The sequence below is a fragment of the Sphingobacterium faecium genome, from assembly GCF_003054045.1.
Classification (GTDB): Bacteria; Bacteroidota; Bacteroidia; order Sphingobacteriales; family Sphingobacteriaceae; genus Sphingobacterium; species Sphingobacterium faecium.
In genome coordinates, this window is sequence record NZ_QBKH01000007.1 from 117,346 (window position 1) to 139,198 (window position 21,853).

Genomic DNA, 21,853 nt, shown 5'->3' on the forward strand with positions numbered 1-21,853 from the left:
TAAACGTATTATTTCTATCTCTAACTCGGACTTACTACGGATCTAATACGCATATAGTACGGAGTGATCTTGCATGTCTAATGACTAGATCGTACTTTTCCTTAGTACCATCATGATATTAACCCCAACATTTGATACTGTATATTCAGCAATATTGAATATTGGGATATCCCAATATTGCATTTGCACTGACTAATAATAAAAGGAGCTACATTAAAAATTTCATAATGGACAGAACTCTCTATTTATAAATTTAAAAATGACTAGTACTTTACCATTTTAATTTTCATAAAAATAATTAAAAGGCTCATTTTTAATTATTTATTTCATTAACTTCATCGATATGAATCATTTTATTAGCTATAATTATGGGATATATTGATGACGGCTATCTCCGCGGATCACTCGGAGGACTCGTACACCGCAAAGTAAATAACAAAAATATCGTTCAAACTAAAAGCAGCTCCAGAACCAAGCAAAGCAGGTGGACAGTAGCGGCTTCAGTTGACTTTGGCAAAGCCAGCAAAGCGGGTTCATTAATAAGACGCACATTCAAGGGGCTCCATATGGGATTCCATGACAGTAATATGCATAACCGCCTCATTACTCATCTCAAACGTGTCATGCGTGCAAATGGGCAATACCTGGGGCAAAAAACTATACATCTAGGAAAACTAGATCGCCTGGTGGACTTCCAATTTAATGAAAAGTGCCATATGCATGATTTTCTCTATTTTGATCCCACCTTGAATATGCAAACTGATCATCAGTTACAGATACAATTCCCGAGCTTTAACACGAAAAATGATCTCTTCCGACCTCCTTACACCCATTCCATTCGTTTCAAAATAGGAGTTGGAATCTATAACTTCGACACACATACGCTCTTCAATATCGTAGAAAAGCATCTGGATCTTGATCTTATCAAAGCACCGATAGTACAGGACAAATATCAATTTTTAATTGACTGTAAGGCAAGCCAAGCCCAGTCAGCTATTGTAGCCATGAGTATTGAATATTATGGAACAATAGCTGACAGATTTATATTGCTAAATCATAAAGAATTACATCCAACGACCATCATCGGTGCATTTGCAATCTAAAATCTGGACTAGCACCTAAAAACATATTACGATTATAAGGTTGTATCAGCATCAGAGTCACTATTGATCGGGCAAAATTTAGTTATGATACCTAAAGCATAGCTATCATAACTAAATTAAGGACCACATCAATCCAATCTATCTCTCATACATGATCCTATAGAAATCAAAATACGAAATGAGATCTCTATATGGAATCAATTGTTCATCTAACCAATTCTAAGATTAACAATTTACGCTGACACTTAATTCATTCACCTATTATGATATAAAATAACTTAAAAACCGTTTTGCGCTACGTAGAATATTTTTACTATCTTAGGTCTATCTTAAGACCGTAACCGCTATGATGAAGTCCTTTAAAAGAATTTTATTTGCTTTTTGTCTATGTTTCATTTGTACAACTGCACTTTTTGCACAGCAAAATTCTAAAACACAATGGTTTAGCCACGACCGTTTTGGTATGTTTATCCATTGGGGACTTTATAGTGCAGCAGAAGGATTGTGGAAAGGAGAAAAACTTCGCTATGTCAACAATTATGCAGAATGGATACGCTATCGCAACCGCATATCAAAAGAGGAGTATGGTGAACTAGCAAAGCGCTTTGTATGGAATCAGATCAACCCTGAAGAATGGGTATTACTCGCCAAAAAAGCTGGAATGAAATACATCATCATGACGGCCAAACATCATGATGGAGTAGCCATATGGGATACTAAGATAGGAGATTACAGCCTCAATAAATTAAGTGGAAACAATCGGGATATCATTAAAGAATTGGCTGTAGCATGTAAAAAACATGGCATGAAGCTAGGATTTTATTATTCCCATTGGATAGATTGGGAACATCCTTATGCTTGGAATCATAACCAAGAATTAACCGGCCATGTCAACGACAAGCAGTATAACCAATATTGGCAGGAAAAAGTAATCCCCCAATTGCGTGAGCTATTAACCAATTATGGCGATGTTTCATTGATGTGGTTTGATATGTGGATTCCATATGAAAAATCAATTATTAAAAAGGAACAGCTGGAACAAGTTGTTCAACTTATTCATACCTTACAACCTAACTGCTTAATCAATTCTAGACTAGGTTTACCAACAGATGAAAAAAATATAGATTTTGAAACTTTCGGTGATAATCAGTTTGGCACTTCCTACGTGCACCATCCATGGGAAACTCCAGGTACAATCGCCCACTCTTGGGGTTACAACGGCCAAGAAAATGAGTGGAAATCCACAAGTCAGATCTTTAATTCATTAATATCAAATGTCAGCCTCAACGGTGGTTTCACCTTAAATATAGGACCACGCGCTGATGGAACAATACCCTATGAGAGTATCTCCAGACTTGAAGATGTAGGTAAATGGCTAGAAAACCATGGTGAGGGTATTTATGGCGCAACAGGCTTGGATTTACGGGCCAATCAACACGATTGGGGCTACCTCACAACAAAGACACTTGGAAAAGAAACACAAGTGTACGCACAGGTCTTTAATTGGCCTCTTGATCGGATATTACGGATATCTGGAATAAAATCAAGACCATCCCATATTTCAACTCGCATAGGCGCAACCGAAACAAACTTAAAATTTGAACAAAAGAGTGGAATATTACATATAAAGTTACCAGCGAAACAAACTAATCCTTTTGTATCGACGATTTCACTTACTTATGATGGACCTTTACAACTGGATAAAGACATCGTAGCCGAATCTACATTTGGAGGCTTTGCATTAAATGGTACAAATGCGATTAACCAGGATCAATTACAAATAACCAAATACGACGGAAAGAAACCACAGCATATTCATACGAAAGACGGACAGATCGAATGGGAGATCGATTTTCCTGAAATAGGTATGTATAAAGTGGATTTATCTGCACATAATCCAGACCAAGTCGTGGCCAATATTTCCATTCAAATAGGTTCTCAATCCGTATCTGGAAAACTAAACCCCAATGGAAAAATGGTGGTTGAACCTAATGAAAACAACTATACCGATGAATTTGTCAACACCAATTTGGGAGTCATTAAAATCGATCATATTGGACGACAAAAGATAACATTCCAGAAAAATGGAAGTAAACCGCTTTGGCTGAATAGCATCTGGATAGAAAAGAATGATTAAAAAAATCAATACAACATCTAAATTTAATAGGGAATTGCTCAATTTTAATCATTAAATTGAATAAAATGTGCACTTTTGCATGCTTCAATATTAAAAAGGCTTTCTAACTTGATCCGCGAATGGAACCTCACTACCACGCATTGAACGAACAGTACTCCTATCCTATAACTTTAGGGGTTGAGGGCTTATTAGCGCTTGATGAAGAAGGTCATATCCTATCTTACAATGAGCAAATCAAACTTTTATTACCAATTGAAAAAATAGGTAATAAAAAATTTCAAGATGCCTTGATTTTTTACCGCGTGGAAGATCAAAGTATCATCCCTATTGAAGAACTCTCTTTTTATAACACATTACAAACAGGTGAAAAACAGATTGATCATAATTATGGCCTAATGACAGAAGAAGGAGATTTTAAATGGCTCTCCTTTAGTTCCAAATTAGTCCCTGAAAGATCTGATATGCATATGATTATAGCCATTTCCGATGTAACCAAATTGATTAACGAAAATAAAGACTTGCTTGAGAAAAAAAAACAACTTCAGCTTCTAGTCGCATCGCTCGACGATCTGGTATTTGAAGTGAGTAAAGATGGGGTATTCATCAATTATTGGACGAGTAATTCAGATCTATTATTTTACAAACCCGATGAATTTCTAAATAAAAACCTAAGTGATTTATTTCCATTAGCGATTTCTGAGCGAACCTTAGAATTGATTGACAAAGCTCTTACCTTTAATAAGGTTTGCAAAATGGAATTTATTTCCAACTTTGATACCCATAAAGGTAAATGGTACAAAATGAAAATAATGCCCATTCATTTGACCAAGGATCGTGTTGCCATTGTGGTATCCGACATTTCTGAAAAAGTAGAATCACTAGAAAAAATAAGATTTAACCAGCATAAATTTAATCAAGCATTCCATTTCTCTGGCTTAGGCATTTCACTTACCAATTTAAAAGGTAACTGCATTGAAGCAAATAAGACCCTTAGTAAAATCCTGGGATTTTCGCAAGAGGAACTTTCAACCATTAATTTCTTAGATTATACACACCCCGATGATCTTGAATTTGATTACAAACAAAGACAAAAACTTGCCAAAGGAGAAATTGATAGCTTTACATTAGAGAAACGCTACCAACACAAGCTAGGCCATTACATTTGGTGTTCAGTTACGATTTCAGCAGTTCATAATCAATTTAATGAACTCTCTTTTTTTATTGTTCAGCTACAGGACATATCTGATGCTAAGAAAAACCGAGAGATTCTCGAACGACAAAAGCATGAACTTGAACTCGTAAAAATTGAATTGGAAACCAAAGTAAAGCAGCTCGAAGATTTCAATCAAATTGTTGCACATAACCTAAGAGGGCCTGTTAGCAATATACATATGCTCCTAAGTGAATTGAAAGATGAAAGTAATATCGACATTAAAAACGAATATTTAGATCTTTTGAAAACCAGTAATGATAGTTTGACGGATACATTAGAAGAATTATCGGAGATATTGGAACTGAGAGAAAATAAAAATATTTTAAAAGATAACTGTAATTTTTCTTTGATCTACAAAAAGATCTATAGTCAATTTATTGGAGAGATACAAAGCAAAAATGCTATACTAACCACGGATTTCAAAGTTAAAAATATACACTATCCTACTAAATATCTCGAGAGTATTTTTAATAATTTACTCAGTAATGCTTTAAAATTTACTGATCCAAATATAGCACCGCAAATTCATATCAGAACTTATGTGGAAGATAACAACACGATATTCAGTATAGAAGATAATGGCATAGGAATTGACTTACCTAAGTTCAAGTCACAGCTTTTTATGTTTCGAAAAGTATTTCATCGCGGTTTTGATACTAAAGGGATCGGGCTATTTATCACCAGATATCAAGTTGAAGCTTTAGGTGGTAAAATAGATATTAAAAGCGCTCCAGGTCAAGGCACTACTTTTTTAGTGAGATTTCTAACAACAACAACATGAAAACTTCTAATTGCACAAAAAAAAGAATAATAACAGTGGTGGACGATAACGCCATTTTACGTGTTATTTTTAACAATATGATTAAAAGCTTTCCAGATTTCCCACTTGAAGTCAATCTATTTGAAAATGCACTCGATGCATTAGATTACTTTGAAAACAAAAAACAACAGCTAGACATTACTCCAGAAATTATCTTCGTCGATATCAATATGCCATTTATGACCGGCTGGGAAATGATGGATAAATTAGAACATTATGGTTCTGATTTTTTAAGTCAAATGAATATATTTATCATCAGTTCATCGACCAGTCGAAGTGATCAGGAGCAAATCGCTCATTATCCTTTTATTGACGGATATCTCTTAAAGCCCATCGATAAAATCAAACTCTACGAGTTGATTCGAAATCTTAATCCAGGTATATAAATCTACGCCTACAAAAAAGAAAGGTATCAAAAAATATTTTTTTAATACAGAATAAATATAAATGATATCGCTCTGCAATAAAAAGAGACCAGAATAAATTTTTCTGGTCTCTTTTACTTCAATATAAAACTTGAGTTTGATATCAATATGGATAATGTACGATCAACGCAAAGCTTCAATTAAGAACCAACTTCTTCATCATAATTTCTTCGTATTCAAATTAGTACACCGACAATTCATCAACAAACAACCAAGCTGCTGATCCAGCACCTGTTGACCCTGATGGAATTTGATTCAAATGCTGAACTTCCACCTTTACATATTTTGCGGTCTGCTGATCAAACGATAGTTTGATTGTGCCTTTTGATTCGGAAATCGCCTCTTTCCCCACTTCTTTTACAAGCGTAAAATTTTGATTGTCTTTGGACACATAAACTTTGACCGCCTTCGGATAATAGATCCAGCTCGCATTTTGATCTACAACATTCAACTCAACATTCGAAAATGTAGTTTCCGTTCCAAGATCAATCGTTGCTATTAAATCTTGACCATTAAAACCTAACCAGTTTTTTTTGAAATATTGCTTGTTACCATAAACCCCATCAATCAAAGTGGCTGCACCATTTCCATAATACGCTTCACTGGGTTCATGCGATAATTGGATCGATTTTCCAGTCGATTTACTGATGACAAAATCCTGTTTCAATACCGATCCGATCATACGATCAACACTAAAATTTGCGGCATTGATAGTAACCGTTTGATCAACCAAAATAGGACCTTGATAAATCGGACTTTCTATATTTGGATTCGTGCCATCTATTGTATAGCGGATAGTTCCATCGTTTTTAATCGTCGACAATTCATAATACATCTTTCCATCTTTAGAAACAATGTTACCGCTGAGTTCAAAAATTGCTTTACTATAGTTGATGCTCTTTCGATCAAGATAAGCAAACTCATGAATGACTCTTTTCTCAAAGGACTTATATTCATCAGGATTTGAAGTACCCCAAGCCACTTCTGCTAAAGCTAACAATCGAGGAAAAAGCATATACTCTACATGCTTGAAATTTGTAATGTATTCCGTCCACATATTTGCTTGTGGTCCCAAAATATGTTTCGCTTCTTGCGTATTCAATTCATTAGGAATTGGATTGAAACTGTACACCTTATCCAAACGTAATTCTGCACTAAAAGCCAAAGGTTCTGACTGTGGATTACCTTGATAATAATCCAAATACATATGACTTACTGGAGTCATAATCGCATCATGTCCAGTCTTAGCTGCATGAATACCACCTTCAACACCTGTCCAACTCATCACGGTAGCATTCGGGGCTAAGCCACCTTCTAAAATTTCATCCCAACCAATGATACTTTTATCTTTTGCATTGATATATTTCTCCATTCGTTTGATGAAATAAGATTGCAATTCAAATTCATCTTTCAAACCTTCCTTCTTAATGAGATCTTGGCAGTGTGCACAGGCTTTCCATCTTGTTTTCGGAGCCTCATCACCCCCGATATGGATATAATGACTTGGGAACAAAGTGACGACTTCATCAATCACGTCCTCCAATAAGTCAAAGGTTTCTTCCTTTGGGCAATAGATATCATCCATGACACCCCAAGATGTTCCAACTGTAAACGGTCCACCTGTACAAGAAAGTTCAGGGTACGCAGCCAAAGCTGCCAGCGCATGACCGGGCATCTCAATTTCAGGAATCACTTCAATATGTAGCTTTTTTGCATAAGCCACGACATCTTTAACCTGTTCCTGTGTATAAAATCCGCCATAACGACCATCATTCGTTAATTTGGAATCTTTAACATCTTCTGTTACCGCACGAAAAGCACCGATCGCAGTTAGCTTTGGATGACTTTTAATTTCTATACGCCATCCCTGATCATCAGTAAGATGCCAATGAAACTTGTTCATTTTATAACGCGATAAATAATCTAAAAATAATTTGATCTCATCAGCAGTAAAGAAATGTCTACTCACATCAAGATGTGCCCCTCTATACGTAAATTTAGCATAATCCTTTATTGATAATGCTGGTATGCTACCTTTTGTTTGATTTTCTTCTACAAGCTGTAACAAGGTTTGAACAGCATAAAAAGCAGCATCATCTGTAGATGCGGAGATCACAATTCCTTTAGCATCGATTTTTAATTCATAATAATCGTGCTGACCTGCCACCTGATGATTTATTTTTTGGAAACGTACCGTGCCGGATTTTTTAAGGGTTACTTTTGATTGCAACAAACCCTCCAATTGATGAGCTAGATATTTAGACTGTGCTTCAAATGTGCTCCTTCCGATCACGAGATTGCCCTTCAAAGAAAATGAAGCCTGTTGCAATACTTCCAGATGTTGAGGCATCGGAATGATATATTGCTGTCCAAATGAAGATAAAGAACAGAAGAAGATAAAACTGAAAAATAGGATTTTACGCATGATATGATTTGGTCTTTCAGCAAAAATAACATTATTTTCAAATAATTAAAACGTTATAGCATATCAATTTTATCACAAAAAAGGGGGATCATGTGATCCCCCTTTTTTGTGACAGCGCTTATGGCAATCCATTAAATCGCAGCTGTTTTATTTTTCAACCAAGCTTGCTCATCATCATTCAATCGGCTTTTCAATTGATCGAAAACCCATTGATTATACTGATTCAACCAGTTGATATGCTGTTGATCTAATAAGGTTTTATCAACCAAATCTGTTGCGATATAACAAATAGTTAAGGTTTCAAAATCCATAAAATCACCAAATATCGAAGAATCCGCATTTCGAGATAACACTAAATTTTCAATACGGATCCCATGCTTTCCTTCGCGGTATAAACCCGGCTCAATAGAACTAATCATTCCAACTTCTATAGCAACATCAATATTTGCTGAATTAAATGTCTGCGGTCCTTCGTGCACATTCAAGAAAAAACCTACACCATGTCCAGTTCCATGACCATAATTGCGTAATGTAGCCCAAATCGGACGACGGGTAATGGCATCAATCTGATACCCCTTAGATCCTTGCGGAAAAATAGCTTGACTTCCTTCAATAGTACCTTTTAATACAATGGTATAATCTTCTTTTTCTTGTTGTGTGATCTCACCCAAAGAAACAACACGCGTGATATCAGTAGTACCCGTTTGATATTGGCCACCTGAGTCCACCAGCAATAATCCTTTTGATTTTAGCGCATAGTTGCTATCAACAGTTGCAGAATAATGTGGCAATGCGCCGTGATCTAAATAACCTGCGATGGTATTGAAACTAATATCGTTGAAGCCAGGTTGCTCCTCTCTAAATTCCTGCAACCTTGCTGCAATAGATATTTCAGATTGATCACCCTCTGGCACCGCTGTTTCCAACCATTTAAAAAATTTGGTCAGCGCAACACCATCATTGATCATCGTTTCACGCGTATGTGCAATTTCCACTTCATTCTTCACTGCTTTTAATGAAGTCGAAGGATTGATTTTTTCAATAATATTAACCGCAGCTGGTATAGCGTCATAGATAGCAAAACATGTTCGCTTAGGATCGATCAATATAGAATCTAGCGTTAAATGGTCAACCTGAGCATATACTTCTTCATAAGGTTTCACCTGTACACCCGAAGCTTGCAAACTTGCTCTGGTAGCTTCATCCAATTTAACAGGCTCAATATATAAGATGGCTTCATCAGCTGTTACGTAAACAAATCCTAAAACAACTGGATTACAAGGAACATCACGACCACGGATATTGAGCAACCAAGCAAGATCATCTAAAGAAGAAATAAGATGCGCCTGCGCTCTATTCTTAGCCAGCACATTACGTACAGCAGCTAATTTAGATGCTGTTGATTGACCTGTTGTTGTATCCGCCAATAGATATGCTTTTGCGGTAGGTAAAGCAGGTCTTCCTTCCCAAAGCGGTGATAGTAAATCCACATGACCGTCGACAATAATATCAAGTGGTTTCAATATTTGTTGTACCGATTGCGCAACTAACAAAGAAGCCAAATTTCCATCAAATGCAACTTTTGATCCTTTTGTTAGTTTTTCGCCCAACCATTCTGCATATTCCGCATTACCTTGAACTTTTAATTTTACCAATTCAAATCCAGTACCAGCCAATTGTTCATTTGCTTGAACAAAATAACGAGTATCTGTCCATAACCCCGCAAAATCTTGTGTAATAACTAACGTACCTGCTGAACCCGTAAAACCCGAAGTCCATGCAATACATTTATAACGATCTGGTAAATATTCACTTATATGCGGATCAGAAGAAGGGATAATGTAACCATCAACACCTTGATCTTTCATCAGACTTCTTATTGCCGCTAATTTTTCTGAATGCGTCATTGTTTCTCTAATTTTATCATGCAAGTTAGGAAAATTTCAAGAAGTAAACCACTAATCCTTATTTTAGGTCTGCGATAATGGCATCAAAATAAGCTATCATATCCAGCATCGAGATACCAATTGAGCGTGCGGTAAAAAGGGAAAAGGTGACTTTCTTCTTGGGCAGGAATATAGCTAGACAGTCCTGAAAAATTAGTAATGGGCTTACCTAAAAAAGTGGGGGTATTCGCTTTAAATATGACAGCCTTGCTGACTGCAGACTTTAAAGGCATTAACTCTTCCGATGGAAGATGTTTCTCAAATAGATCTAAAAAATCATATGCTTTAACAGGACTACTAGGATCTAGATCCAAGCGCTGTACGTTATTTCTGTTAATCTCGGAGATGAACGATGGGTTTCGAGACAACAATTGCGCTGTCTCATGTGCGAGGGCAGAAAGTTGCCTAGTATCTACCAGTGAAAAAGTAGCAGACTGCTCTAAACCTTTTTTTTGTTGATAATACGCCATATATGCATTTGCGATTGCGGTCAATCCATGTTTAACATCTTCATCAAATAATAAAGAGTTGATCTGATGGTAAGGCATGCCGACACTCAATACTTCAGTGGGAGATGCGAGAATATAGGGCGCAACATCTCGAAGTTCATATAACACTTCTACAGATGCCATAGAACAAGCATCAAAAATAAGAAAATCCAATCCTTGAGGTAAGGCTGATTGAAGTTGTTGTACATCCATACGTCTAAAATGATCATCTCCAAAAGATCTAGTACTCCATTGGCCAAGATTTGCAGGAGCCCAGTTGGTTGCATGAGACCATAAAATAGCTCCATACCCATGCGACACAGAGAGACTTTTCATATCCGCAAATATGATTTTCATCATCTCTGGATCGGAAGAGTCATGATCGCTATATGTTTTAAGAACCTTACTTTTAATCTCTGGACTAGTATCGTGCTGAATTTCATATATTTTGGGCTGCTGACCAAATAGCCTGGCATAGACCAACAATTTACCATCGATACCCACAAATCCTTCTTCCATCTGATTAAGATTTTTATAAGCATCAGCAGATAAGCTATTGTTTGCGGCCATATAGACCATCACTGTACGAGAAGTTATCGGAGCAACGGTATCATCATCTTTCTGGGCACAACTCGTGACAAAAAGCAAGATAATACAACTATATAAAAAATTTAAATCACGCATGTATGACGATAAAATAAAATCTAATATAAATCATTTATGAAATAGATTCAGGTAGGAAAATAATCAGAATAGCTAAATAGGAATAAACAAGAAGAGAAAAGGATTCTCTTCTTGTTTACAACTTTATGGATTAATCGACCCTATTATTTTGTGCCGACAAGTTTGATATCATCTATACGGTAACCATTTGTATTTCCTGTTTCTGTGCTATAGAATTCGAGCGTAATACGATTACTATGAGCAATTTCGGAGATATCAATAGTAGCATATGTATTTGCCTCAGCCTCCAGTACTCCTGTAGGAACAGCCAGTTCTATACCATTAACACGAACTTTTACTCCTGCTGTTGGTAGGCTTGCTGCATTACCAGCCAACTTATAAGATAACTTCAGATTGGTCGCTCCAGTAGCATTAATTCCTTCAATTTTAAACCCGGTATCTTTGTTAGCTGGCAGCCACACATGTGCATTTATTTTTGAAGTTGCACGTATATCTGCATAAGTAGCCGTATACAGATCCGAATACGTCAGCCCAGTTGCACTATATCCGGTGTAAGTTCCTATTCTTTCTTTTTTCGATGCATCAAGTTCACCAAAAGTTTCAAAGAAAAGTGTTTCTTCTTTTCCAGGATTAGTAGGAGTCTGACCGCCATCAATATCAACGTTAACAGATCCGCCCGGTACTGTTGTCCAGTCTGTAATAGTACCCATACCTGTTACTGCGACTTCATGACCAGCATCATTTTTCAATAAAACAATATCGTATGTATATTTTTTGCCCGCTTCATACGTCGTATTAGCAGGCAAAGTCCATTTAAATGTTCCTGATGCTAATGTGAAGACCACCTCTTTAGCAGAAAAATCACCAGGAAGCAAGATTGCTTCTACCAGCTGTACTCCCGTGTGTGCAGTAGTTTTTGCTGTAACATCCTGCGCAGCGGAAGCTCCGCTTAATATACCAGTCGCTAAATCTAACGTTGCAGCAGTATTTACATTGTTGTATACCACCTGTAGTCCATTCACATCTGTCAAACCATTTCCTGGTTTAACAGTCAATTCCACTTTACTCAGTTTATGACTAAAAGTAAGATTTGCAGCTCCGCTAGCTTTTGTCAATGCTGTTGCATTATTGGAGTAAAGCACGTCAATAGCAGCTGGAACACTCTGATTTTCAACGGCAACAGGCAATATTGCTCCTTCAAGATTTGTTGTATATGGATAGTATGCAATAAAATCTACTGATCCTGTCTGTGGATAGTTGATGATATCTGCTCCTTGTCCAGAGAAATTACCATTACCGCCAGTACTATATTTTTTATTGGCGGCTAATGGATTAGACAATCCATTACCTTGCTTCATAAATACACCTATAGCATCGTCAGCATCCCAGGCATTACCTGTGACACGAGTAGTTACACCACCCACAATCGAAGAAGTAAATTGCACTTGTGCATTATCATTTGTTCCCAAATCGCGATAATCATCGCTTTTACAAGAATGTCCTAAAACAATCAGTGCTAATGCAGCACCTAGAAATTGGTTCTTTTTCATGTTTTGTTTATGAATAATTGATTTAATAATGTATGATCATATAGCTATTTACGCCATATCTGTGTATTGATAGTCGATTTAGTTTCCTGATCTAATGCAGGGAAAAATGTAAATCCAGTTTCTTTCTCCAGAGATTCAACCGTCACCGTATAGCTCATGTAATCTGTATTAGTCGGCGTCACATTGTTCATACGAAATCCTATAGTATAATAATCCGAACCTCTTTTCATAGCCAATACTTTGTAATAATATTTGGGTTTTGCTACATCTTTCCCTGAATTGTCCTTCACATAATCGACGACCTTGTCTGTTGCAGTCGTCACCATAGCACCCGTCACCACATACATCGTATCTACTCCGGACTGAGTAGTCCAGGTACGGACTTTATTTTCAAGATCAGCCCATAAACCCTGATTTAAGGATCTATTCTGCGGCGTCATATTTGTATAATAGAAAGTAGATGCATTTTCCGCGAAATTGTACGTACGGTCTCCGCTCGGTAGCTGATGACCACGGTCGAGCAATAACGTAGCGTTATTAGGATATCCCCGTTCTAGATTTGCTTGAAAACTCGATGAGAATGCCGGGTCGTAGGCCCAGACATCTGTCCGTTTCTGGCTTCCGAGATAATCCTTACTTAATGGGTAAGCTACCCAATAAGCCACCTTATATTCAGTATCATACAACATAGAATAATTTCTCCTCGTAGAAGACGACATGTTGATATTGTACTTCAGAGTAGCACTTTCAGAGATAACCGGCAACTCCATATAAGATGTTGTAGGCTGAGGATTAACACTTCCATCTTTCCCCAGTGTGATGTCATACTGATATCGGTAACCTTTTTCATAGGTTGTCCCCTCCCCTATATTCCAAGTGTAGGATTTTCCATCCATCTTTGTAAATACGATTTTATTTTGAGCAGTAAGTGTACCTGGATAAATCGTCCATTCAACAATTGTTTCATTTGAAGCATTTTGCGATACCCGAGCAGGAATATCTGTGTTGGTATTAACTTGTGCCCATTGTCCCGAAGAAAGATTGAAGCTCGCGATCGAGGGCAATGCCATAAAATGGACCCTTAACCCATTTAAATCTGATCCCTTAATTTTAAGTTCCACTTTAGTCATTTGTCGATCAAACGATAAGGCTACCGGACCTTGACCAGAAGTCAACCCTGTCGTGTTTCTGGCTACCATAAAATCGAGCAGAGCTTGATTCTCCTGGTTCGCAATATTTAGTGAAGGTGTAAGTGTACCCTGTTCTTGATAAGGATAATACGCCACAAAGCTCACCTTACTTCCCATTGGAAATTCTAGCGAAGCCTGTTCATTTTGAGGGGAAAAATTGCCATTACCATTTGTTGTGTAAGGTTGGTTAAAACCCTTGTTTATAATCGACGTTTCATCTAAAGCAACACCATTCTGGAACATAAAAATTCCAATGGCATCATGAGCACTCCACTGAGTACCTTGCACTCTTGTTTGCGGAAGACCCGCAATTTTACTTGAAAAATATACCTGATTGGAGGTATTCTTTGAAATTAGGTCAGTTTCCTTACGGCATGAAGAAAACATTAAAGCCACGCACCCTAGCAAATAAAGCCAGTTCTTTCTCATCTACTTAAATTAATATAATACCCAATACGAGGTTGATATCCTAAATCAACGCTCAAAATTAACGCTCCAAAAATAACATAAGGTTAATGAATTTTTAATATTTTATTAAGCTTTTTTATCAAAACAATAAAAAAAACAAACTAAAAACATCTACAATAATCATTTAAATGTACTATCAATCCTTAGTAATCAGGTTATTAGGAAATTAAATTTAGAGCAAATAACTAGATTTATGGAACGCTATCGCACTTATCATGCATAACCATATCAATATTGATATGGTCATCATCATCAAAGACACGGCATGATAAATTTAGCTATCAAGAAACCTTAAATAAAAACATGAACAATTAAAAATTAACTTATTATTAATTCAAGTTAATGATATACAGGAATGTATAAGAAGAATGATTAAAACTTTGCGATAAATTGTACACGTTGCTATTGAAACCTGAAGTATCGTAAAATACCATCAATCGTTTTCAAGAATACCTGAACATCTTGAATATCAATTTTTAGATCAAGTAGAACAATCTCGGTTTTATTTATTTGATGAAAATATAGAATTAGATCTAAGTAAGATTTACAGACAAAAATGGAGAGATTAAATGTCAATTTTTGACTTTCATATTAAACATTTCTGACCAAACAATAGTACCTTTATGAAAACAGAAAGATTATTATTAATGAAAACCAGTAAAACCCTAACCCTTCTTAGTATTTGTTTATTCCCGTTACTCCATACATCCGCATTCTCACAATCTCCATCAAAATCCAGAATTGAAGAAGCTTATCGTCAATTTGAAAATGATCCGTCTTTAAAAAATGCCACAGCTTCTCTGACAGTATTAGATGCAAATACAGGAATGCCCATTTTCCAACATAATCAAGAAGTAGGCTTGGCTACTGCGTCAACGATGAAAGTCATTACCGCAGCTACTGCATTTGATATTTTGGGAAAGGATTTCAAATTCCAAACAAATCTATCTTATACAGGAACTATTCAGGCAGATGGTGTATTGGAAGGTGATATCATTATTGAAGGATCTGGAGATCCTACTTTAGGAAGTAGCCGTTATCCCGAGTCAACAGAAGAACAAGTCATTAATAAATGGATATATGTCATCCAGAATGCAGGTATTAAAGAAATAAAAGGTCGTATCATAGGTGATGACACACGCTATCAAGGGTATAAAGTTCCTGGAGGTTGGATCTGGTCTGATATCGGAAATTACTATGGCGCTGGCGTCTCCTCGCTCAACTGGAGAGAGAATGCAGTAGGTGTAGTCTTCTCACCCAATGAGACAATCGGAAAGCCAGCTCCTATAAAAAAATTGACCGCAGATCTTCCTTATCTCAAAATTATAAATGAAGTGACAACCGGTAAAAATGGATCCGGTGATCAAGTATATGCCTATTCGGGCCCATACGCTTCCACGATCTACATCCGTGGCACTTATGGATTAGATCTTAAAAAGACAATTGAGATTTCCGTTCCTGACCCAGCGTACGATGTTGCCTTCCAATTAGGAAAAGCACTGGAGCATGTGGGTATTAAAACTGCAGCATCACCAAGTAATGGTCAAGCTCTTGCTGGAACAACAATCATAAAACATCATCTAGATACCCATGAATCTCCAGATCTGGCCGCTATAGTTTATTGGTTCAATCAAAAGAGCATCAATCTTTATGGTGAAGCACTTTTAAAAGCAATTGCCTATCAAACTGCACAAAAAACAGAAACGAGTGAGGGTGCATCTTTTATACAGAAATATTGGGAAAACAAATTAAAGATCAATAGCAGCGAGCTTAACAATCAAGATGGATCTGGTCTTTCTCCTCAAAATCGAGTTACGACAGCAGCAATGGCCAAAATTATGCAATATGCACAATCACAATCTTGGTTTCCCGAATTTTATAAAAGTTTACCAGAATACAATAATATGAAAATGAAAAGTGGTACGATCGGAGGTGCATTGGGCTATACAGGTATTCAGAATAACAGTTCAGGAGAGAAATTTACCTTTACCCTCTTGGTCAACAATTATTCCGGATCAAGCACCGCCATGCGCAAACGAATGTTCACTCTACTTGATGTCTTAAAATAAATTGACCCTTCAGAATAAATTTTTGACTAGTTATCATTTCTTTCTCAAAAAAAGAATGATACATTTGTAACCTTAGTTTAACAAACTAGCACTATATAAAAGAATTAAAATGAGTAATGTAAATCGTAAACAAGCGGCATTAGACTACCACTCAATGGGTAGACCTGGTAAAATAGCTGTTGTGCCGACAAAGCCAACAAATTCTCAAAGAGACTTATCGCTAGCTTATTCGCCAGGTGTTGCTGAGCCTTGTTTAGCTATCGCTGCAAACAATGAAGACGCTTACAAATATACCGCAAAAGGTAATTTAGTTGCGGTAATTAGTAATGGTACAGCCGTATTAGGTCTTGGTGATATCGGTGCTGTAGCTGGTAAACCAGTTATGGAAGGTAAAGGTTTATTATTTAAGATCTTCGCTGATATCGATGTTTTTGACATTGAACTTGATACTAAAAATGTAGATGAGTTTGTCAACATTGTGAAAGCAATGGAACCTACATTTGGAGGTATCAACCTAGAAGATATTAAAGCTCCAGAGTGTTTTGAAATTGAAAGACGCTTGAAAGCTGAAATGAATATTCCAGTGATGCACGATGATCAACATGGTACAGCTATTATCTCCTGCGCCGCATTGATCAACGCTTGTGAACTGATCAATAAAAATATCGAGGATGTAAAAATCGTTGTAAACGGTGCTGGTGCAGCTGCAATTTCATGTACAGGAATGTACGTTTCTGCTGGTGCTAGAAAAGAAAATATTGTCATGTTAGACAGTAAAGGGGTTATCCGTCGTGACCGTGAAACATTGGATGCGATGAAAGCAACTTATGCTACTGATCGTGATATCCATACTCTTGCTGATGCGGTTAATGGTGCTGATGTATTTATCGGACTTTCTGCAGCAGACGTATTGACAGCAGAAATGTTATTGACGATGGCTAATCAGCCAATTGTATTAGCAATGGCCAATCCTAATCCAGAGATCGCCTACGATTTAGCAATTGCAACACGTAACGACGTGATCATGGGCACTGGACGTTCGGATTATCCAAACCAAGTAAACAACGTATTAGGTTTCCCTTATATCTTCCGTGGTGCTTTAGACGTACGTGCGACAGCAATCAATGAAGAAATGAAAGTTGCAGCAACTAAAGCGATTGCGGACCTTGCTAAGCAACCCGTTCCTGAGGAAGTTAATCTAGCTTATAATACCAATAATCTTAAATTCTCTGCCGATTATATTATTCCAAAACCAAATGATCCACGTTTGATCACTGAAGTTTCGGTAGCAGTAGCGAAAGCGGCAATTGCATCGGGTGTTGCAAAACATACCATCGAAGATTGGGATAAATACAGAGAGACACTTCGCAAGAGATTAGGACAAGATGATGCCATCATGCGCAATTTGACAATGGCAGCAAAACGTAATCCTAAACGCGTTGTATTTGCTGAAGCAGATAATTATAAAACACTTCGTGCAGCACAAATCGTCAAAGAAGAAGGTATTGCAATTCCTATTTTATTAGGTAAAAAAGGTAAAATCAATGCCTTAATTAATGAATACGGATTTGAATTAGCTGACGTACAAATTATTGATCCAGTGGAAGAAATGGAATCAGAGCGTGTCAATGAGTATGTCGAACATTTATTTGTGAAAAGACAACGCCGTGGTCTTTCTAAATTAGATGCTAAAAAACTTTTAATTGATCGCAATTACTTCGGAGCAAGTATGGTTCAATTTGGAGATGCTGACACGTTGATCTCAGGATTAACAAAAAACTATGCCAATACCATTAAACCTGCCATCCATGTCATTGGAGCTAAAGAAGGTAGCCGTATTGCAGGTATGTACATGATGTTAACCAAAAAAGGTCCTATTTTCTTAGGTGATACAACCGTTAACAAAGAGCCTTCTGCAAAAGAATTAGCGGATATTACCGTATTGCTGGATAAAGCCGTTAGAAAAATGAATGTAAGCCCTCGTATTGCTTTACTTTCTTATTCTAACTTCGGTTCTAACGAAGGAAATACACCGACAAAAGTACGCGAAGCGATTAAAATCGTTCACAAAGAGCATCCAGAAATTGTAGCAGATGGTGATCTACAAGCAAACTTTGCACTTAATAGTGATTTGTTAGAAGCAAATTTCCCATTCAGTACATTGAAAGGACAACCAGCAAATACTTTGGTATTCCCGAATTTAGAATCGGGTAATATTGCATACAAATTATTACAAGAAGTAGGTAACGCTGAAGCTGTCGGTCCAATCTTATTGGGTATGAACAAACCTGTGCACGTATTACAATTAGATAGTTCCGTTCGCGAAATCGTGAATATGGTAACGATCGCTGTAGTCGATGTACAGTCACACGAAAAACAAGGTAATTAATTCTTTTTCCGTATCGCTATGTATGCATATTTTAACGGGAAATTAGCACATAAAGCTCCCACTCACGTCGTTCTCGATGTGGGTGGAATTGGCTATTATATCCACATTTCCTTAAATACATTTTCCTTAATAAAAGACCAGGAACAGTGTAAGCTATTCATCTCTTTTCAGGTAAGGGAAGATGCACATACGCTTTACGGTTTTGCAACTGAAGGAGAAAAGAAGTTATTTGAAAATCTGATTTCGGTATCTGGCATCGGTCCAAATACAGGACGTATGATTCTTTCATCCAATACTCCAGAAGAAATTCAATCTGCCATAGTCAATGGACAGGTGACACTCATTCAGAAAATAAAAGGTATTGGTCCTAAAACAGCACAACGCTTGATTTTAGAATTGCAAGATAAATTGAAAAAACAAGGTGTAGAATCCCTTTCAACGATTCCGATGGCACAGTCTTTACCAGACGAAGCACTATCTGCCTTAGTCATGTTAGGTTTCAACAAAGCCACTTCGGAAAAAGTATTAAATGCTGTTATTCAAACAGATCCAAATCTGACAGTAGAAGGTATGATCAAATTGGCTTTAAAGAAATTGTAATCTGCCAAAGAAAGAATTTTAATATTTTACAAGCGCTATTATTCTGTTAACTTTGAACAGCATAATAGCGCTTTTTTTTATGGCAGAAGATTTAACGATAAACAAAGGAACAAAAGAAGATCAATATATCGGTCTAGTTCCCCAAATCAAAGGTTTGGTCACAGGAGAAACAAACCAAATTGCTAATCTGGCAAATATCGCAGCAGCATTGAAGGAGCAATTCAATTTCTTTTGGGTAGGTTTTTACCTGATCGAAGGTGAGCAGCTCGTACTCGGTCCATTTCAAGGACCTGTAGCCTGTACACGCATTCAATACGGGCGTGGAGTTTGCGGCACTTCTTGGAAAGAAAATAAAACCATAATCGTACCCAATGTGGATGAATTCCCTGGGCATATAGCTTGTAGTTCACTTTCAAAATCAGAAATCGTTATTCCGATTTATAAAAACAAGAACATCATTGGCATTTTGGATGTGGACAGCGATGAGCTAAATGCATTCGATGATATCGATGCTCAATATTTAACCGAAATCGTCTCTTTACTATCTGAAACAGATTAAGATAATTTAAGTTCCCAGACCTTGATGAGTTTATCATCACCCGCTGTCAAGAAATATTGACCAGCATCCATCCAAAGTCCGGTATTGATCGATAGCGTATGGGAATCATAAAATTTATCACGGTTAATAACTTTTAGCAAAGCTAATGTTTCCTCATCCCAAATTTTGAATGATTTGTCACGGCTTACTGTGGCAAAAATAGGATAATTGGGATGTGGATAGATCCCATATACGGTAAACATATGCGGCACAAAACTATACTGCTCTTTCAAGCTTGCTACCTCCGATATTTTGATAGCAGCATCTCTAGCTCCACTAATAAGTTTGAGGTTATTACGCGAGAAGATAAGACTAGTAATCGGCATGCTGTGCTTTTGATTCGCTAACAAGAAATGATAGTCTTCTGCAGAAAATAAAAATATATCTCCATTTTTATCTCCAAATGCAATTTTCTTTTGATCATGCGATAAAGCAATGGTACGAATAGTATTCGATGAGATGGCAAATTCATATATTTTCTTATAATCTTTCAAGCACCATACACTCGCGACACCATCCTCTCCTACAGCCACCAATTCATTTTTAGCAGGAATACTCTGAAGTGCAAAAATAGCTTTGCTTGAGACCAGCAGATTAGCGATCAACTTTTGGTTCTCAACATCAACAATCATGACCTTCCCCTCACGAAGTGCGATAGCCAGATAAGACGTATTGGGTATTAAATGTAATGCATAAATCGAAGAACTAACTGCACATAAAATACGTTTGAATGTTCTACTTTGCAAATCCCATTCAACAACACCTTTATCATTTCCTCCAGAAAAAAATGTATGCGCAAAATACCCTTTTTCTAAAGCGAATATTGGATTTTGATGCCCTGTTAATGTTGCTGCTAGCTCTATTTCAAATTTATCCATAATCATAATTCCCCTATACAAATTGAGATCAATTTACTTTCATATCCGGATGATGTTATGAAAGTAAATTGATCTATTATTTTCTGAAGGCACACCAAAGCGCACCTTTATTATCCTAATTCCCCACTGATTTTTTGAGTAAATCGTATGGTGGAAATGGAATGCATCCTATTAATTATAAGCGCATTACTGATGTCTACTCTCTAAATTTTTAGCGATAGTCTCCAAAGAAATACCCTTCTCTCTCAATAAAACCAAAAGATGGAAAAATAAATCTGAGGTTTCATTGATAAAGTCATGTTCAGTTTCAGCCAATGCTGCAATAACAGTTTCCACAGCCTCTTCACCTACTTTTTGAGCAATTTTATTAATCCCTTTTGAACGTAAACGATTGACGTAAGATTCGTCAGAAGGAAATTCGTAGCGATGTTTAATAATACGCTCTAACTCCAGCACGAAATTTTGGTTGAATTCCGTATTAAAACAACTGCGACTACCCGTATGGCAAGTTGGTCCAGCAGGTCTTGCCTTAATTAATACCGTATCTTGGTCACAATCAATATGTAGACCCACAACTTCCAGAAAGTTACCACTTTCTTCACCCTTAGTCCATAATCGATTTTTACTTCTCGAAAAAAAAGTAACGCGCTTTTCGGCTTGTGTCTTTTGCCATGCTTCTTCATTCATATAGCCGAGCATCAACACTTCCAATGTTTGGGCGTCTTGTACAATCACTGGGACAAGTCCGTCACTTTTTGAAAAATCTAACATTTCTATTTTTATATTGTATGGAAGTCTAGAGTAGGTCAACTTCATATCACTCATGCTCTAACCTACTAACGATTTAACTTCCCTAACGATCTAACCTTC

At 36.9% G+C, this 21,853-nt stretch carries 15 protein-coding genes; 8 read left to right on the top strand and 7 right to left on the bottom strand.

Annotated elements, in window-relative coordinates; all coding sequences use genetic code 11:
- Positions 1-368: 368 nt before the first annotated feature.
- The 4 genes from C8N37_RS19320 (at position 369) to C8N37_RS19335 (ending at position 5,659) form a co-directional block, all read left to right on the top strand.
- A complete protein-coding gene (locus C8N37_RS19320) occupies positions 369-1,103 on the top strand; it encodes a hypothetical protein (protein ID WP_108160467.1) in 735 nt (244 codons plus the stop codon).
- Between the two features lie 346 nt (positions 1,104-1,449).
- Positions 1,450-3,240, top strand: a complete 1,791-nt coding sequence (locus C8N37_RS19325; protein WP_244914482.1) for an alpha-L-fucosidase — start codon at positions 1,450-1,452, stop codon at positions 3,238-3,240.
- A 119-nt stretch (positions 3,241-3,359) separates the two neighbouring features.
- Positions 3,360-5,234, top strand: a complete 1,875-nt coding sequence (locus C8N37_RS19330) for a PAS domain-containing sensor histidine kinase (RefSeq protein ID WP_108160469.1) — start codon at positions 3,360-3,362, stop codon at positions 5,232-5,234.
- The gene (locus C8N37_RS19335) at positions 5,231-5,659 is read left to right on the top strand and encodes a response regulator (RefSeq protein ID WP_108160470.1); all 429 of its coding nucleotides are present in this window, start codon (positions 5,231-5,233) and stop codon (positions 5,657-5,659) included. Before C8N37_RS19330 ends, C8N37_RS19335 begins: the two co-directional genes overlap by 4 nt.
- A 220-nt stretch (positions 5,660-5,879) precedes the next feature.
- Here C8N37_RS19335 and C8N37_RS19340 read toward each other — a convergent pair whose 3' ends face one another.
- The 5 genes from C8N37_RS19340 to C8N37_RS19360 form a co-directional block, all read right to left on the bottom strand.
- Positions 5,880-8,123, bottom strand: coding sequence for a glycoside hydrolase family 20 protein (locus C8N37_RS19340; protein WP_108160471.1), 2,244 nt, complete (start codon positions 8,121-8,123; stop codon positions 5,880-5,882).
- A 131-nt stretch (positions 8,124-8,254) separates the two neighbouring features.
- Positions 8,255-10,030 (bottom strand): aminopeptidase P family protein, encoded by a 1,776-nt coding sequence (locus tag C8N37_RS19345; RefSeq protein ID WP_108160472.1) that lies wholly within the window; start codon positions 10,028-10,030, stop codon positions 8,255-8,257.
- An 83-nt stretch (positions 10,031-10,113) separates the two neighbouring features.
- Entirely contained in the window at positions 10,114-11,241 is a 1,128-nt protein-coding gene (locus C8N37_RS19350; protein WP_108160473.1) for a clostripain-related cysteine peptidase, read from the bottom strand.
- 143 nt (positions 11,242-11,384) lie between these two features.
- Positions 11,385-12,791, bottom strand: coding sequence for a fimbrillin family protein (locus tag C8N37_RS19355; protein ID WP_108160474.1), 1,407 nt, complete (start codon positions 12,789-12,791; stop codon positions 11,385-11,387).
- A 44-nt stretch (positions 12,792-12,835) separates the two neighbouring features.
- A complete protein-coding gene (locus tag C8N37_RS19360; protein WP_108160475.1) occupies positions 12,836-14,410 on the bottom strand; it encodes a DNA/RNA non-specific endonuclease in 1,575 nt (524 codons plus the stop codon).
- A gap of 662 nt (positions 14,411-15,072) precedes the next feature.
- Between C8N37_RS19360 and dacB the strand changes: the two genes are divergently transcribed.
- The 4 genes from dacB (at position 15,073) to C8N37_RS19380 (ending at position 20,066) form a co-directional block, all read left to right on the top strand.
- Positions 15,073-16,518 carry a D-alanyl-D-alanine carboxypeptidase/D-alanyl-D-alanine endopeptidase gene (dacB, locus tag C8N37_RS19365; protein ID WP_244914483.1) on the top strand — a complete coding sequence of 482 codons (1,446 nt, stop codon included), beginning with the start codon at positions 15,073-15,075 and terminating at the stop codon, positions 16,516-16,518.
- Positions 16,519-16,627: 109 nt separating this feature from the next.
- Positions 16,628-18,907 (top strand): NADP-dependent malic enzyme, encoded by a 2,280-nt coding sequence (locus C8N37_RS19370; protein WP_108160476.1) that lies wholly within the window; start codon positions 16,628-16,630, stop codon positions 18,905-18,907.
- A gap of 18 nt (positions 18,908-18,925) precedes the next feature.
- Entirely contained in the window at positions 18,926-19,507 is a 582-nt protein-coding gene (gene ruvA, locus C8N37_RS19375) for a Holliday junction branch migration protein RuvA (RefSeq protein WP_045752642.1), read from the top strand.
- A 79-nt stretch (positions 19,508-19,586) separates the two neighbouring features.
- Positions 19,587-20,066 (top strand): GAF domain-containing protein, encoded by a 480-nt coding sequence (locus C8N37_RS19380; RefSeq protein ID WP_108160477.1) that lies wholly within the window; start codon positions 19,587-19,589, stop codon positions 20,064-20,066.
- On the opposite strand, the gene C8N37_RS19385 is transcribed toward C8N37_RS19380, so the two are convergent.
- Together C8N37_RS19385 and hisIE are read right to left on the bottom strand one after the other, a co-directional pair.
- Positions 20,063-20,983, bottom strand: coding sequence for a WD40 repeat domain-containing protein (locus C8N37_RS19385; protein WP_108160478.1), 921 nt, complete (start codon positions 20,981-20,983; stop codon positions 20,063-20,065). The two genes, C8N37_RS19380 and C8N37_RS19385, sit on opposite strands and share 4 nt — an antisense overlap.
- Before the next feature lie 186 nt (positions 20,984-21,169).
- Entirely contained in the window at positions 21,170-21,754 is a 585-nt protein-coding gene (hisIE, locus tag C8N37_RS19390) for a bifunctional phosphoribosyl-AMP cyclohydrolase/phosphoribosyl-ATP diphosphatase HisIE (RefSeq protein ID WP_108160538.1), read from the bottom strand.
- Positions 21,755-21,853 lie beyond the last annotated feature (99 nt).